This window comes from Sphingomonas flavalba (assembly GCF_004796535.1).
In the GTDB taxonomy this organism is placed as follows: Bacteria; Pseudomonadota; Alphaproteobacteria; order Sphingomonadales; family Sphingomonadaceae; genus Sphingomonas_L; species Sphingomonas_L flavalba.
Genome location: NZ_SPHY01000006.1, coordinates 99,097 through 114,181, shown reverse-complemented (window position 1 = coordinate 114,181; position 15,085 = coordinate 99,097). Strand labels below are relative to the sequence as shown.

The window sequence follows — 15,085 nt, the reverse complement described above, 5'->3', positions numbered from 1 at the left end:
TGCCGGTTCACGAGCGGAGAAACAGGATGAAGCCAGTCGCCTACCGGACCCTGGTGGCGGGCGCCGCCCTTCTGGTCGCGACCGCCGCCGTCGCGCAGACCACAGCCGCCGCACCCGACCCGGATGCGGAGGCGAAGTTCATCACTCCGCAGACCCGCAAGATGGGCGGCGTCATGCCGCCGGAACAGCTTGCACTGTCGTTCGAGCATCTCGACTTGGCGCTGAAGGTGTTTCCGGACGAAAAGCGCATCGAGGGCGATGCGACGCTGACCCTGCGCGCGAAGGAGGCGGTGCCCGAGCTGATCCTCGACCTCTATCCCAAGTTCCGGATCGCCTCGATCGTGCTCAACGGGCGAACCGTATCGCCGGCCGACTATACGAATACGGAAGGGCAGCTACGCATCAAGCTGCGCCGGCCGCTGGCCAAGGGATCGGTGACCAAGGCGCGGATCGTCTGGTCCGGCACGCCGCCGCTCGCCAAGCGGCCGCCGTGGGAAGGCGGCACCACCTGGACCAAGACACCGGACGGCCAGACCTGGATCGACACGTCGCACTGGGGCGGCGGCTGCGATCTGCTCTATCCGTGCATCGACCACCCGACCGGCAAGACCAAGCTCGCCGACCTGCACTATACCGTGCCCGCCCCGCTGGTCGCCCCAGGAAACGGCACGTTCATGGGGATGACCGAGAAGGATGGCTGGCGCACCTACAACTGGCGCGCGCGCAGCCCGCATACCTATGGCCTGGTGCTCGACGTCGGGCCGTACAAGCTGCTGGAGGGCGATTATAAGAGCCGGTTCGGCAACACCATCCCGATGCGCTTCTGGTACCTGCCGGGTGAGGAGGAGAAGGCCGCCGAACTGTTCAAGGAATTCCCTGTCGCGCTCGATTTCTTCGAATCGCAGATCGGCCCCTATCCGTGGGGCGACCAGAAGATGGGCGTGATCCGCGTGCCCTATTCCGGACTCGAGAACCAGACGCTCAACGGCTACAGCATCGACTATACCAAGACGATGTACGGGTTCGACCCGCTGATGCACCACGAGTTCTCGCACGAGTGGTTCGCCAACCAGTTGTCCGTCGCCAATTACGACGACCTGTGGCTGCACGAGGGGATCGGGTCGTACATGCAGCCGCTGCTCGGCCGCTATCTGTACGGCGACCTGGACTATCATGCGCTGCTCAAGTCGCAGCGGGCCGGCATCCGCAACGAGAAGCCGCTGGTCAGCGGCGAGGAGCGGCCGGAGAACTGGGTCTATGCCGACCCGACCGGGCCGAGGGGGGATATCTACCCCAAGGGCAGCTGGGTGATGCATACGCTGCGCAACCTGATCGGCGACGAGGCTTTCTACGAGGTTATCAGGCGAGTCACTTATGGCCGGCCGGACCCGAGGCCCGGTAACTTCGAGCCGCAATTCGGAACCAGCAAGGGCTTCATGGCGACGGTAAACCAAGTTACCGGAAGCAATTACGACTGGTTCTTCAATATCTATCTCTACCGCGCCGGATTGCCGAAGCTGGTCGAGACGCGCGCCGGAGACCGGCTGAGCCTTCGCTGGGAAACGCCGGACAACCTGCCGTTCCCGATGCCGGTCGACGTCCGCGTCGACGGCAGGACGGTGACGCTGGCGATGGCCGACGGCACGGGCGTGGTGGATGCGCCGGCATCGGCGACGGTGACGCTGGATCCGGAGGCGAAGATCCTGCGTCAGCTCGACTCGATCGACCAGTTCCAGGCCTGGCGCGCGACGCAGCCGGACCAGGGGCGCCGCCGCTGATCCGCCGCGCGCTGCCGCCGATCCTGCTGGCGCTGCTGCCGGCGGCGGCGGGCGCGCGCACGGTGGTGGCGGAGGTGCCGATCCGGATCGAGACCGACCGGGGCCCTATCGACGCGGCACTGGCGCTGGCGGCGGCGCCGGTCACCGTCTGCAACGCGTTGCGCTACATCGCGGGCGGCCATTATGACGGCGGCCGCTTCTTCCGCACCGTGCGCAGCGACCGGAACGATGGCACCGCCCCGCCGATCGACGTGATCCAGATCGAGGCGCGCGACGGCGAGGAGCATGACGCGTTCGGGCCGATCCCGCTGGAGCGGACGTCGGTGACCGGCCTCCGCCACCGGGCGGGCGCACTGTCGATGGCGCGCTGGGGACCGGACACGGCGACGTCGAGCTTCTCGATCGTCGTGAAGCCAAGCCCGTCGATGGACTTCGCCGGCCCCCGCAACCGCGATGGGCAGGGCTTCGCCGTGTTCGGCCATGTCACCCGCGGCATGGACGTGGTGCGTAAGATCCACCGCGCGGAGGCGGACGGGGAGCGCCTGCGTCCGCCGGTGCGGATCAGGCGCATCGCCGTGCACCGCGCGAGCCGGGCGACCGTTGCCGCGATACGAGAACGGTGCGGGCTGGCGATCGACCGGCGACGGGCTGGCGCGACACGGAACTAAGGGTGATGGCTGGACCCTGCTTTTTGCGGGAGCACGGAATGCATCTACGATATGCTTAATTTATTGGATTATATATCAACAGTATAGCGAATTATTTTTGCATAGAGAATGAGGTTTGAAGCCGAGCGTAGCGGCCGGACGACGCGGCGCTGCCGATCCTCGGCCGGCGGATCGCCGAGACGGTGCCGGAAACGGGGCGACCGCCGGGCTGGAAGCCCACGTAGCGGCGCCGTCGGCGGTGGGCGACACGATCGCCGCGCTACGCGTCGGCGGTCAGGCGCGGGCGTTCGATAATGCGACGCCGTTCTTCCGCGCCTTCCGCCATGTTGCCGTCGCCTGGCTGCGGCGAAGCCAGGCGGCGCTGCTGCTCGCCTTCGCCGTTCCGCCAGCGCCGTTGCGGCGGCGGCGCCAAGCCGGATCTTCCGAAACGCGGCTCTGAGGGACTCAAAGCCGCGCTCTGGAGGGTGTCTTGCCGCGCTTTCCCAGTCGTCAGGCGATGGGGCGCGCCGGATCCATGGCGCTCGTCGCCCCTCCCGAGCTTCTGCTTGTGCAGAAGCAGGGGGGGTATCAGCGGCGCAGCTTGTCGAGGTCGGTCATGTCGCCGACGCGGACGAAGGTGAGCTGCGATACCGTCGTTTCGACATAGGTCGCGTTGGACGCGGTCGACTGGCTGGTCAGGTTGGTCAAGGTCAGCCGGCCGTTGCGATAGTCGAGGCAGCCGGCCAGCGCGATCGCCGGGCCGGTGGGGGTCGGCAGGGCGGTGATCGCCGTCGATTGCAGGTTGAGGCCGCTGGCCTGGGCGTTGATGTCGGTCACGCCCTCGATCGGACAGACTATGCCGTTGTACAGCATCTTGCCCTCGGCCCAGCCGAACTGGGAGCCGGTATAGGGGTAGACCTGGATCGCCAGCATCGTGCCGTCGGCGCTTTCCCACGTGCCTTGTAGCGGGTCGGCCAGCGCGGCGCCGTTCTGCGGCCGCTGCCCGGCTCCGTCCGGCGCCGTGGCGGTGCGGAAGTAGGTCAGTTTGTCGATATATGTGCCGGCTGCCGCCAGGCCGGAAAAATCGCTGCTGGCGACCATGGCATGGGCGAGGACCAGCGATTCCTTGCCGTTCTGGATGCTGATCTGGCCGCTCAGGCCCGACGACCAGTTCCAGCTCGGGTCGCCCGGCCCCGCGACGATCGAGTGCCATTCGATGGCGAGCGCCACCGCCTGGCCGGCGGCCGGCTTGGGATTGGCGGTCTGCTGATAGCCGATGACCATGTATTTGCCGGTCGAGCCGGTGGTCGACGAGTATTGGCCCCAAACCAGATTGGCGTTGATCTCGCTCAACACCATCTGCGAGCCGTATTCGTTCTGCCAAGTACCTGCGAGGGTCATGTTATCCTCCTTGCTTGTGGGGGTGGATTGGGCGCTGCGGCGCTATTCCATGGTGCGGCCGCGCACGACCTCACGCTGGCCGAACGGGCGGCCGATGCCGGACGACGGCGGGGTAACGATCTTCGGCCCGCCGGGCTTGTTGAACACGTACATGCCAACCGGGGCGAGCGAGAAGCGGTTCGCCCCGCACTGAACGACGCGATATTCGTGGACGGTGTAGCAGCTTTCCATCACCACCGAGCCGACCAGCACCAGCCCGGTCAGGCCGAGCGGCTGGAACTGCGGCAGGGTCTTGCCCTTGTCCGGCCCGGCCTGGATCGTGACGTTGTAGAGGTTGGACGGGATGGTGATCATCCCGCCGTCGGCGAAGCCCATCCGCACCGGCGGGTTACCCATCGCCTGGAGCAGCGACAGTGTCTTGTTCATGATGTCGTCGTCGCCCTTGAACTGCGACGAGCCGGAATCGAGCGCAAACTGGACGTTCTGCGCAACCAGTTGGTTGCCGACGAAATAGGCCTTCAGATCGGCGCTCCAGATATATTCGACGCCAGCAAACTGGGTGTAGGGCGTCCACGGCAGAAAAATGCCTTCGTCGGGGATGTATTTCGCCGGGTCGACGCCGCCGATCAGGCAGGAGCCGGTGGACGTCGCCGCGTTCCAGTCGAACGCGACGTACGGAAGGTTGGGGGAGATCAGCCCCTTGTTCATCATGTCCTGGACGATGAACGTCGTGTCGCCCTGCTTGTACGGGCTGCCAGACGGGATGCCGATGCCGCCGTCCCAGTCGAGCTGGGCGAACTGGTCGCCGGTATAGTCGGCCGACAGATAGAGCACGAGCGGAAGGCGAACGCCGCCGGGCAGGCCCAGGAAATCCTGGCCGGTTTCGACCTGCATCGTCCCCCACGGTCCGAAGCTGAACGGCACCTGGATGCAGTCCACCCAGGTGTAGGTCGAGGATTTCTGATAGTCGAAGCGGGCGCCGCTGTAATGCTGGCAACTGGTCGGGGCGCAGAGGGTCGAGGTCGACCAGACCATGTTGGTGCCGGTGTCGATCGCGAATTTGAGCGTCTGACCGGGGGTGCCGAGCGTCGTTTCGGTATACCAGGGGCTGGCGCCGTTATTCTGGTAGGGTCCGCGTTGCATGGGAAACGAGACGCCGCCGAGCGGCGCGGTGGAATCGGTCATTTTTCCTCTCCATTTCAATGCTTACGCTTTTACTCTGGCCGGCCGAAAACCTCCTTCGCCCGATCAGCCGTGATGAAGCCGTTCCTGATGTCGCGCGCGATGGCCGCCGCCGGCCGCTCGGCCGGCGGGCCGTAGCCGCCGCCGGTGGCGGTAAGGAGACGGATGGTCTCGCCCTTCGCCACGCGCAGGCCGGTGACCATGGTATGGGGTTCTTCCGAGCCGTCGGCGCGCAAGATGAAGGCGCCGTTGTGCGAGCCTTCGCAGCCTCCGGCCGCCGCCCAGGGGCGCGACACGGTGCGGGTCGACGAGAAGGTCAGGAACGCTTCGTCCGCGGTGATCCGGTAATCGAGCACGACGCCGCGGCCGCCGCGATAGCGCCCTTCGCCGCCGGCATCCTCACGGAAGGCATAGCGATCGATCTCGAAGCCGTAGCGGCTTTCGGCCAGTTCGACCGGGATATTGAATGTCTCGCCGTTGCCGCAGCAGAACTGCCCGTTATCGCCGTCCGCCCCGGCGGAGGCGCCCCAGCCGCCGAGCAGCGGTTCGCCCATCACGAACAGGGCGCCGCTGCGCGGGTGGATGCCGGAAATGAAGGTGGCGCCGACGCTGCGGGTATGGCCGACCGGCAGCCGGTCCGGCATGTGCGGCATCAGCGCGCGCCACATCACCTCGATCGCGGCGATCATCGATTCATAGTAGACCGAGACCGGCGCCGGGCTTTGCGCCGACAGGATGGTGCCGGGCGGGCAGATCACCTCCAGCGCGCGGAAGCAGCCGCCATTGGCCGGGATGTCGGGATCGGTCACCGCCTTGAACGCGCAGCGCGCGGCGGTGACCAGGCCGGCCATGCTGGTGTTGATCGGCCCTTTCGCCTGATCGGCGGTGCCGGTGAAGTCGGCGACCATCCGGTCGCCGGCGACCGTCACCTTGACCCGGATCGCGAACGGGCCGTTGCCGACGCCGTCCTCCTCGATCACGTCCTCCGCCTCGAACACGCCCTGCGGCAGGCGGGCGAGGGCGGCGCGGGTCATCCGCTCGCCATAGTCGAGCAGCTCGTCCATCGCGCCGAGCACCGGCTCCAGCCCGTATTTGGCAACCAGTTCCAGCACCCGGTTGCCGCCGACCCGGCAGGCGGCGACGCCGGCGTGAAGATCGCCGATCGTGCTGTCCGGCAGGCGGACATTGGCGCGGATAATCTCGACGATGCCGCGGTTTATGCGGCCCCCTTCGTAGAGTTTCAGGAATCGGAAATGCAGCCCCTCCTGATAGATGTCGGTCGACTGGGTCGAGGCGCTGCCGGCGAAGGCACCGCCGACCTCCGTCCAGTGCGCCTTGTTGACCGTCCAGGCGATCAGCCGGTCGCCGTGGAACACCGGCAGCAGGATGACGACGTCCGACAGGTGGGTGCCGCCGCCTTCATAGGGGCTGTTGGTAATGAAGATGTCGCCGGGGCGCACGTCGCCCGGCGCCGGATAATGGAGCAGGGTGCTCTGCACCGCGGTGTCGAGCGTGGCGAGGAAGCCGGTGACGCCGTTGCCCTGCGCCAGCAGGTTGCCGCGCGCATCGGTGGCGCCGACCGCGAAATCGGTGGTTTCGTAGATGATCGGGCTCATCGAGGTGCGGATCAGCGCCGCGAACATCTCGTCGCCGATCGCGACCAGCGCTTCCTTGATGATCTCTATGGTGAAAAGATCGTCCTGCATGGTCAGGCCTCCGCTGCGCCAAGGTGGACGTGGTAGTTGCCGAAGCGGTCGATCGAGACGCCGTGGCCGGGCGGCACGACCAGTGTTGCCGACGGTTCCTGCACCACCGCCGGCCCGGCGAAGGCCATGCCGGGTTCGAGCGCCAGGCCGTCGTAGATCGCCGCGTCATGCGCGCCCTGCCGGTCGAACGAGACGCGGCGGCTGCCGATCCGCGCGGTGGCGAGCGGCGCGCCGGTCGCCGGCCGTTCCGGCAGCGACGGCTTCGGCACCTCGATCAGCGCGACGAGATGGGCGTTGACCAGCTGGACCGCGCCGTCGAGCCGGTAGGTGTAGCGTTTCTCGTGCAGCGCATGGAAACGGTCGATCAGCGCGGCGAGGGTGTCGGCACCGGCCATCGGCACCTTCACCGTGTGTTCCTGGCCCAGATAGCGCATGTCGGCGAAGCGTTCGAACCGGGGCGGGTTCTGGGCGCCGTCCTCGGCGAAGTCGGCGGTTGCAGTCGCCTCCAGCTCCGAGAACAGCGCCTCGACCTGCGCGCGCGCGCCGTCGTCCAGGTCGACGAGGCTGGTGCGCAGATAGTCGCGGCGCAGGTCGGACAGCAGCATCCCCCACGCCGAGAACGCCGAGGAATTGACCGGCACGATGACATGCCGGACGCCCAGTTCCTCGGCCAGCGCGACGCCGTGCATCGCGCCCCCCCCGCCGCAGACCAGCAGGGCAAAGTCGCGCGGGTCGTACCCCTTGTTTGTCGACACCAGGCGCAGGGCATTGACCATGTTGGCATTGGCGATGCGGACGATGCCGGCGGCGAGCTGGGCGTTGTCCATCTCCAGCCGCCGGGCGAGCGGGGCGAAGGCGCCGTCGATCGCCGCCCAGTCCGGCACCACCTCTCCGCCGACGAAGGTGGCGGGATCGATGCGGCCGAGCAGCAGATTGGCGTCGGTCGTCGTCGGCTGGTCGCCGCCGCGGCCATAGGCGGCCGGGCCGGGCCGGGCGCCCGCCGAGCGCGGGCCGACATGCAGCTTGCCGCCGTCGTCGACCCAGGCGATCGAGCCGCCGCCATTGCCGATCTCGACGATTTCGGCGACCGGCGTCTGGATCGGGTAGCCGGGGCGCTTGCGATCGCGCTCGATGTAATAATCGGTGCCGACCTTGACCTCGCCGTCTTCGATCAGCGCGCATTTGGCGGTGGTGCCGCCGATGTCGAGGACCAGCAGGTCTGGTTCGTCGATCAGCCGGCCGAGCGCGGCGGCGGCGAAGATGCCCGATGCCGGGCCGGATTCGACCATGGTGATCGGGTTGCGGCAAACCGCCGCCACCGTGGCGATGCCGCCGTTCGACTGCATGATATAAGGCGCGCCGGCGAGACCGCGTTCGCTGAGCCCATGTCGGAGCGCGCCGACATAGCGTTCGACCGTCGGCGCGACATAGGCCGACAGCACCGTCGTCGACGTGCGTTCATATTCGCGCCATTCGCGGCTGATCTCGTGGCTGGCGATGACCGATGCTTCCGGCATCAGTTCCCGCAGCCGCTGGGCGACATGCTGTTCGTTCGCCGGGTTGGCATAGGCGTGGAGGAAGCAGACGGCGACCGCCGTCACCCCTTCCGCCCGGAAATGCGCGACGATGGCGGCAAGAGCGTCCAGCGCCGGTTCGCGTACGATCTCCCCCTGCACGTTGGTGCGTTCGTCGATCTCGCGGCGCAGATGGCGCTCGACGAAGGGCGGCGGCTTGCGGAAGTTGAAGTTGAAAAGGTCCGGCCGGTTGCCGCGCGCGATTTCCAGCACGTCGCGGAAGCCGGCGGTGGTGACGAGGCCGGTCGGCGCGCCCTTGCGCTCGGTCAGCGCGTTGATGACGACCGTCGACCCGTGGGCGAGGAAGTCGACCGCGCCGAGATCGACCCCCGCCTTGGCGATGGCGGCCAGCACCCCCTGTTCGAAATCCGGCGGGGTGGTGTCGGCCTTGACCGCCTGCACCGCCCCGGCCGTGCCGCTGGCCGTATCGACTTCGCACCACACCATGTCGGTGAAGGTGCCGCCGACGTCACTCGCTACTCTCAGCCGCCTTGCCATGTCCGCCCGGCCCGGCTCAGAAATTATAGCGCAGGTCGATGCGCCACACGCGCGGGGCAGCGGCGTGCGCGAAGCCGCCAGCGACGTATTCGGAATTGTATTTCTTGTCGAAGGCGTTTTCGAGCGAGCCGATCACCGACCAGCCGCCGTTCGGGTCCTCTATGCCCAGCCGGAAATCGGCGAGGCTGATATTGGAGCGCGCGGTCGCATTCTCCGGGTCCCAATATTGCCGGCCGAGGCGGCGATAATCGGCTCGCGCGAACAGGCCGAGGCTGTCGGTCAGCGGCGTGCGGTATTGCAGGCCGCCGTTGATTGTCGTTTTCGGCACATAGGGCGCGCGGTTGCCGACGTCGGCCGGGGTGACGAGGTAGCGCTTGATCGTGCTGTCGGTGTAGCCGAAGCCGGCATAGGCGCTGAGCCCGCCGCCCATGTCGGCGGTGACGAGCACTTCGCCGCCGGTCAGCTTGACCTTGTCGATCGGCACCAGCACCTGCGCGCCGATCGCGCCGATGAACACGAAATACTGCTGGTTCTTCACCCGCGTGTCGAACAGCGCGGCGTCGATGCGGACCCGGCGGTCGGCGAGCTGAAGCTTGGTGCCGATTTCGTAGGTCAGGGTGTTTTCCTGCGGCACCCGGTCCGACACGCCGGCGACCCCCGCGGCCTGGGCGGCGGCGGCGGTGCCATTCTGGTTGAACTGGCCGGAGCGGAAACCCTCGCCATAGGAGGCGTAGACGTTGACGTCGTCATTGGGCTTGTAGGCCAGCGTCACCTTCGGCTGCCATTTGTCGAAACTGGCGCGGTTGACCGCGCCGGGCACGCCGCCGCTGTTGTAGGGCGAGACCGTCTGGCGCCGGGTTTCCTTGTCGTAGCGCAGCGCGACGCTGGCTTCGAGGCCGGGCACGATATCGTAGGCGATGTTGCCGAAGCCGGCATAGTCGCGGTTGCGGTTGCTGTCGCCGAAGAAGCTGAGCGACGGATTGTCGGCGGTCATCGGGCGCGGGCTGTGTTCGACGCGGGCGATGCCGGTGCCGCTGTCGAAGCCGGTCGTCGTCGAGATGAAGCGCTTCGAATCGAGGAAATAGCCGCCGATCATCCAGCGCAGCCGGCTGGATGAGGCGGAGGCCAGCCGCAGTTCCTGGCTGAACGCGCTGATGTCGATATACTGCGTCTGGGTGCCGTCGAGGCCGAAGACGTTGCGCGACGCGGTGTAGGGTACCTGGTCGCCCGAGACGAATTCCTCCAGCCGGTTGTAGGCAGTGATCGAGGTCAGCGTCGCAAAGCCGAGGTCGAGGTCCAGCTTCAGCGAAATATCGTCGATGTCGCGGACGTCGTGGCCGATATTGGTCGAGTAGAATCTGCGGTCGACCAGATTGGCATCGGCGCGGGTGAAGTCGAACGGATTGGCCGGGTCCAGCGACTTGCCGTCGGCGGCGAGGTTCGCCGGCTGGTAACGGAAGTCGAGCGCCCCGCCGCGGGTACGGGACAGCGAACCGCGCAGGTCGACGGTCAGCGTTTCGGTCGGCATCCATTTGATCAGGCCGCTGACCGACAGGTCGCGATACGGGTCCTGCTTCTTGCCGACGGTGATATTGTCGAAATAGCCGTTGCGGTCGGTGTAGCGGGCGCCGAGGCGGAACAGCAGCGTGTCGGTGACGATCGGCCCGCTGACCGACCCTTCGATCATGTATTCACGGCCGGTGGCGTAGCCGGCGCGGACATGGCCGGAGAAATCATTGGTCGGCTGGCGGGTGTTGATGATGATCGCGCCGCCGGTGGCGTTGCGGCCGTAGAGCGCGCCCTGCGGCCCGCGCAGCACCTGAATGGAGCCGACGTCGAACAGCTCCTGCGCGAACTGGCGCGGATTGTTCTGCAGCACGCCGTCGACGACGACCGCGACCGGCGCTTCCGAATTGCGGACCTGGGTGATGCCGCGGATCGAAATGGCGCTGAGGCCGGAGCTTTCCGACTGGGCGATGGTGACATTGGGGGTCAGGCCGATGAAATCGCCGACCCGGTCGACCTTGGCGTCGGCGATCTGCTTTTCGCCGAAGGCGGTGACCGCGATCGGCACGTCCTGCAGCCGTTCCTCGCGGTAGCGGGCGGTGACGACGATATCGGTGTCCGGCGCGTCGGCGGCCGGGGCGGCCCGGCCTTCCGTCGTCTGGCCGGCCGCCGCGGTGGCGCCCAGGCCCAGCAGCATCGTCCCCGTCAGCAGGGCCGCGACCGTGCGTGCAACCATTTCCAAACCCTCCCCTTTTTGTGCGTGTCAGGGTGCGGGCAGAGGCGGGGGATGTGCAATGCCCAACGCGCGGGCGGCGGCGGTCGAAACGGGTAGTGACGTAGCGGCGGCGGCGGCGCCCTACCCGAACGGGTAGGCGCGCGGTCAGTCGATGCGGATCAGGCCGCGCTGGATGGCGGCCGAAACCGCCGCCGAGCGCGAATGGGCGCCAAGCTTCTCGTAGACGCGCTTCAGATGGAACTTCACCGTGTTTTCCGACAGGTCGAGCTGGCGGCCGATGTCCTTGTTGGAGCGGCCGACGCAAAGCTGGCCGAGCACCGCCAGTTCGCGGCCGGACAGTGATTCGCCGGTGGGCGGCGGCCGGGTCGGCAGCGCCTGGCGCAGACGGCGGGCATAGGCGCGCGAGCGGTCGGGCAGGGCGGTGGCGCCGCCGCGCAGTGCCGCGTTGAGCAGCGGGTCGATCTCCACCGCCACGCCGGTGACGACGCGCGGCACGTCGTGGGCGGCGGCATAATCGAGGGCGGCGGCGATCGACGTCAGCATCGCCGGGGTCTCGCCGCGCAGCCGTGCCGCGCAGGCGAGCAGCGTATCGACCCGGGCGACATCGAGGGCGCGCTGTTGGCGCTCGGCAGTGGCACGCAAGGGGCGGAGGATCTGCAACGCCCGCGCCGCCTGGCCGGTGCGCAGGTGAAGCTGGGCGACGGCGAGGCCGGCGGCGGTGCGGATCCGCCATTCGCCCGGCTGGTCCGGCCCGCGGGCCAGCGCATCGAAACCGCGGTCGGCGGCGATCTGCGCTGCCCCTTCGACATCGCCGCGGGCGACCAGGGTTTCCAGCCGCCAGGCATCGGCGAGCGCGTCGAGCTGCGGCAGGCCGCGCCCGCGCGCCATGGCCTTGACCCGGTCGAACAGCGTGTCGAGCGCGGCGGCATCGCCCCGGCCGGCGGCGAGGAAGACGGCGGTGAAGCAGGCGACGGTCAGGATATCGAGCCAGCTATCGTGCGCCTCGAGCGCATCGAGCGCCGAATCGACGCGGCGACGGGCTTCGTCCAGCTCGTCGCGCCAGTAGAGGATATGGGCGAGAAGGCTGTTGCCGACCGCCTTCAGCGCGCGGTCCGACCCGTAATTCTCCTCCGCCGTGACCAGCGCGGCGCGGAACGATGCCTCCGCCGCCTCGATCGCGCCGCGATAGAAGTGGCTCTGGGCGAGGTGGAACTGGCAATAGGTGGCGCCGAGCGCGGAGCCGGCCGCCTCCATCGCGCGGATGCCGGCAGCGCTGGCGCGCTCGGCCAGCGCGAAATCGCCGGCGCCGAGCGCGCCGACCGCGACCGTCGCCTGCAGCGTCGCCCGGCCGAGATGGTCGGCCGGGGCGAGCCGGGCGATGCGCGCGTCGAGCGCCGGCATCCACGCCGCGTCGTGCACTTCGTCGGCATAGGTGCGCAGCAGCGCGCCGAGGATCGCGTCGTCGCGATGCTCCTCGACGCCGCCGGCCAGCAGCCTTGCCCGGTCGATGCAGCGCCGCGCTTCGTCCACCTCGCCGTATTTCAGGCGAAGATAGCCGTGGACGCGCAGCAGCGCTGGCTCGCATTCGATCGCGGCCGGGTCGAACAGCGCCATCAGCCCGCGTGCGAAGCCGACGCCCTGGTGCAGCACGATTTCCCAGCCGCCGGCCTGGTTGACGAGGGCGACGGCCCCGGCGAGGTCGCCGGCGCGCTGGGCATGCTTCACCGCCTGCAGCACGTCGCCGTCGGCGGCGAAGCGGGTGGCGGCGCGGCGGTGGAGCCGGGTGGCGCGGGCCGGATCGCGCTGCAACTGCTCGCGCAGGAAATCGGCGAACAGATGGTGATAGCGGAACCACCGGCGCCCGGCGTCGAGTGGGATCAGCAGCGCGTCGAACCGCCCGAGCCGGGTCAGCGCCTGCCGGCTGTCGTCGCGGTCGCGCACCGCATCGGCCGCCTCGGCATCGAAGCTGTCGAGGATCGAGGTTTCGACGAGGAAATCCTGAAGATCCGGTTCGAGGTCGCCGAGCACCTGTTCGAGCAGATAGCGGCCGATCGCGTCGGTATGGCCGCTGAATGCGCCGATTTCCCCCCGGCGGGCGGGGTCGCGGTCGATCCACAGCTTGGCGAGTTGCAGGGCGACGGCCCAGCCCTCGGTGCGGGCGTGGATGCGGGCGAGGTCCTCGCCCTCCAGCCGCCCTTCGAAGATCGTCGCCGCCTCCGCCACGGTCAGGGCGAGCATTGCCGCGTCGACGGTGGCGACCAGCCCCTGCGCCTCGAGATCGGCGACGCGCAGGTCGGGCCAGTCGCGGGTGCTGATGACGACGTGCAGTCCGGTCGGCACTGCGCGGACCAGGTAGTTGATCGCGCTGTCGACCTCCGCGGAGCGGACGCGGTGATAATCGTCGAGGATGACGATGACCGTCGCCGGTTCCCGCTCGATCGCGTCGCGCAGCGCGTCGCGGCGATAGGCGGCCTCGCTGAACGACGGCGCCTGGCTGGTCGCCGCCGGATCGACCGCGATTCCCGCCGCCTGGAAGGCAAGGGCGAGGTTGGCGAGGAAGCGGGTGATTTCCCCGTCATCCTCGTCAAGGCTGAGCCAGGCGACCTTGATCCCGCCGCGTGCGCGCAGCCGTTCGAACCATTGCCCGAGCAGCGTCGTCTTGCCGAAGCCGGCGGGCGACTGGGCGATGGTGATCAGCGCGCTGAGCGAGGTTTCGAGCTGGCCGAGCAGCGCCTCGCGCACCGAGGCGACGATCCGCTGCCGGGGCGGGCGCATCTTGCCGATCAGCATCGTGGGCGGCGCCGACGGCGGCGCCGCGTCCGGCCCGATCGCTCTGGTCTCTGCTTTTTTCATCCTGCCCCACCCGACGCTAACCCGATCGCGGCCGGAGGGAAAGATCGGGTCATGCGGCGGCCGGCGGCGCGAATTCCTTCGCCTGCTCGGCGATCCAGACCTTGAACGCCTGGATCTTCGGCAGGTTGACCATGCGTTCCTGGCACAGCAGGTAATAGCCGTGCTCGGCCGGGACATAGGCGTCGAACGGGCGGATCAGCGCGCCGCTTTCAAGATAGTCGTGGGTCAGCACGCTGCGGCCGAGGGCGATGCCGAGCCCGGCGGCGGCGGCCTGAAGCGCCATGTGCGAATGGCTGAACGCCGGCCCGTGCGGCGGCGAGACATGTTCGGCGCCGACCGCGCGCAGCCAACTGGCCCACGACATCTGCATGTCGTCATGGATCAGAGCATGATCGCCAAGGTCGGCCAACTCACGCAGCCCGCCGGCGGCATAGCCGGGGCTGCACACCGGAAACACCTGCTCGTCGAACAGCTTCAGCACCCTCAGGCCCGGCCATTTCGCCCGGCCGTAGCGGATGCGCAGGTCGACCCAGTGCGGCCCTTCCTCGCCGACGACGCGGCCCTGATCGTCGATCTGGTTCTGCGAGGTCAGGCGGATCGTCAGTTCCGGATGGCGTTCGGCGAAGGAGCCGAGCCGGCCGATCAGCCAGTTGACCGCGAAGGATTCCGGCACCGAGATGCACAGCGATTCCTCCGTCGTCTTGCCGCGCACCATCTGCGTTACCGAATGCAGTTCGTTCAGCATCGCGCGGACGAAGGCGAGGTAGGTTTCCCCCTTCTGCGTCAGCCGGACCTCGCGCTTGTGGCGTTCGAACAGCGGGAAGCCGAACCATTCCTCCAACGAGCGCACCTGATGGCTGACCGCGCCCTGGGTGACCGACAGTTCGTCGGCGGCGCGGGTGAAGTTGCCGTGGCGCGCTGCCGCTTCGAACGCGCGCACCGCGTTCAGGGGAGGGAGCCTGCGCGGCGATTGGGGTGGGACCATACCGGATACCGCTTTGCCAAAGGACCTGCGCGCGGACCGCTGCGCGCGCCCTATTTTGTCACGGCTTCCCGCCCGGTCGTCAAGCGCGCCGGCGGATCGATGAAGTCATCCATGATGACCATGAAAAACATTGGTTTGACCTGGCCCGCCTGTTCCCCGCACCTCCTGCGGCGACGGAAGCGGCAAGGGCGGTGGCCCGGCCGGGCCGGAAAACAGAAG

10 protein-coding genes are annotated in these 15,085 nt (G+C 68.1%); 3 read left to right on the top strand and 7 right to left on the bottom strand.

All coding sequences use genetic code 11. From position 1 onward, the window contains the following. The first annotated feature begins 26 nt into the window (after window positions 1-26). From E4A53_RS07850 to E4A53_RS07840, 3 genes are all read left to right on the top strand, one after another. The gene (locus E4A53_RS07850) at window positions 27-1,778 is read left to right on the top strand and encodes a M1 family metallopeptidase (RefSeq protein WP_136162540.1); all 1,752 of its coding nucleotides are present in this window, start codon (window positions 27-29) and stop codon (window positions 1,776-1,778) included. Between the two features lie 62 nt (window positions 1,779-1,840). Then, window positions 1,841-2,446, top strand: coding sequence for a peptidylprolyl isomerase (locus E4A53_RS07845; RefSeq protein ID WP_206366269.1), 606 nt, complete (start codon window positions 1,841-1,843; stop codon window positions 2,444-2,446). A gap of 238 nt (window positions 2,447-2,684) precedes the next feature. Further along, complete coding sequence (locus tag E4A53_RS07840; protein ID WP_136162538.1) at window positions 2,685-2,885, top strand: hypothetical protein; 201 nt, start codon at window positions 2,685-2,687, stop codon at window positions 2,883-2,885. 128 nt (window positions 2,886-3,013) lie between these two features. On the opposite strand, the gene E4A53_RS07835 is transcribed toward E4A53_RS07840, so the two are convergent. The 7 genes from E4A53_RS07835 to gcvA all read right to left on the bottom strand — a co-directional run bounded on the left by E4A53_RS07835 (window position 3,014) and on the right by gcvA (window position 14,866). Next, window positions 3,014-3,826: an avidin/streptavidin family protein gene (locus E4A53_RS07835; RefSeq protein WP_136162537.1), complete on the bottom strand. Its 813-nt coding sequence runs from the start codon at window positions 3,824-3,826 to the stop codon at window positions 3,014-3,016. 42 nt (window positions 3,827-3,868) lie between these two features. Then, on the bottom strand, window positions 3,869-5,011 hold the full coding sequence (locus tag E4A53_RS07830; protein WP_136162536.1) for a pepsin-like aspartic protease: 1,143 nt from the start codon (window positions 5,009-5,011) through the stop codon (window positions 3,869-3,871). A 29-nt stretch (window positions 5,012-5,040) separates the two neighbouring features. After that, window positions 5,041-6,714, bottom strand: a complete 1,674-nt coding sequence (locus tag E4A53_RS07825) for a hydantoinase B/oxoprolinase family protein (RefSeq protein ID WP_136162535.1) — start codon at window positions 6,712-6,714, stop codon at window positions 5,041-5,043. Between the two features lie 2 nt (window positions 6,715-6,716). Next, on the bottom strand, window positions 6,717-8,786 hold the full coding sequence (locus E4A53_RS07820; protein ID WP_239018190.1) for a hydantoinase/oxoprolinase family protein: 2,070 nt from the start codon (window positions 8,784-8,786) through the stop codon (window positions 6,717-6,719). A 16-nt stretch (window positions 8,787-8,802) separates the two neighbouring features. After that, window positions 8,803-11,028 carry a TonB-dependent receptor gene (locus E4A53_RS07815; protein ID WP_239018189.1) on the bottom strand — a complete coding sequence of 742 codons (2,226 nt, stop codon included), beginning with the start codon at window positions 11,026-11,028 and terminating at the stop codon, window positions 8,803-8,805. A gap of 144 nt (window positions 11,029-11,172) precedes the next feature. Continuing rightward, entirely contained in the window at window positions 11,173-13,881 is a 2,709-nt protein-coding gene (locus E4A53_RS07810; RefSeq protein WP_136162534.1) for a winged helix-turn-helix domain-containing protein, read from the bottom strand. A 49-nt stretch (window positions 13,882-13,930) separates the two neighbouring features. After that, on the bottom strand, window positions 13,931-14,866 hold the full coding sequence (gene gcvA / locus E4A53_RS07805) for a transcriptional regulator GcvA (RefSeq protein WP_136162533.1): 936 nt from the start codon (window positions 14,864-14,866) through the stop codon (window positions 13,931-13,933). Window positions 14,867-15,085: the final 219 nt, after the last annotated feature.

Coding starts and splice junctions, on each gene's coding strand:
- E4A53_RS07825 (WP_136162535.1), bottom strand. CDS start 6,714: ATGCAGGACGATCTTTTCACCATAGAGATCATCAAGGAAGCGCTGGTC.
- E4A53_RS07815 (WP_239018189.1), bottom strand. CDS start 11,028: ATGGTTGCACGCACGGTCGCGGCCCTGCTGACGGGGACGATGCTGCTG.
- E4A53_RS07850 (WP_136162540.1), top strand. CDS start 27: ATGAAGCCAGTCGCCTACCGGACCCTGGTGGCGGGCGCCGCCCTTCTG.
- E4A53_RS07820 (WP_239018190.1), bottom strand. CDS start 8,786: ATGGCAAGGCGGCTGAGAGTAGCGAGTGACGTCGGCGGCACCTTCACC.
- gcvA (WP_136162533.1), bottom strand. CDS start 14,866: ATGGTCCCACCCCAATCGCCGCGCAGGCTCCCTCCCCTGAACGCGGTG.
- E4A53_RS07830 (WP_136162536.1), bottom strand. CDS start 5,011: ATGACCGATTCCACCGCGCCGCTCGGCGGCGTCTCGTTTCCCATGCAA.
- E4A53_RS07810 (WP_136162534.1), bottom strand. CDS start 13,881: ATGAAAAAAGCAGAGACCAGAGCGATCGGGCCGGACGCGGCGCCGCCG.
- E4A53_RS07835 (WP_136162537.1), bottom strand. CDS start 3,826: ATGACCCTCGCAGGTACTTGGCAGAACGAATACGGCTCGCAGATGGTG.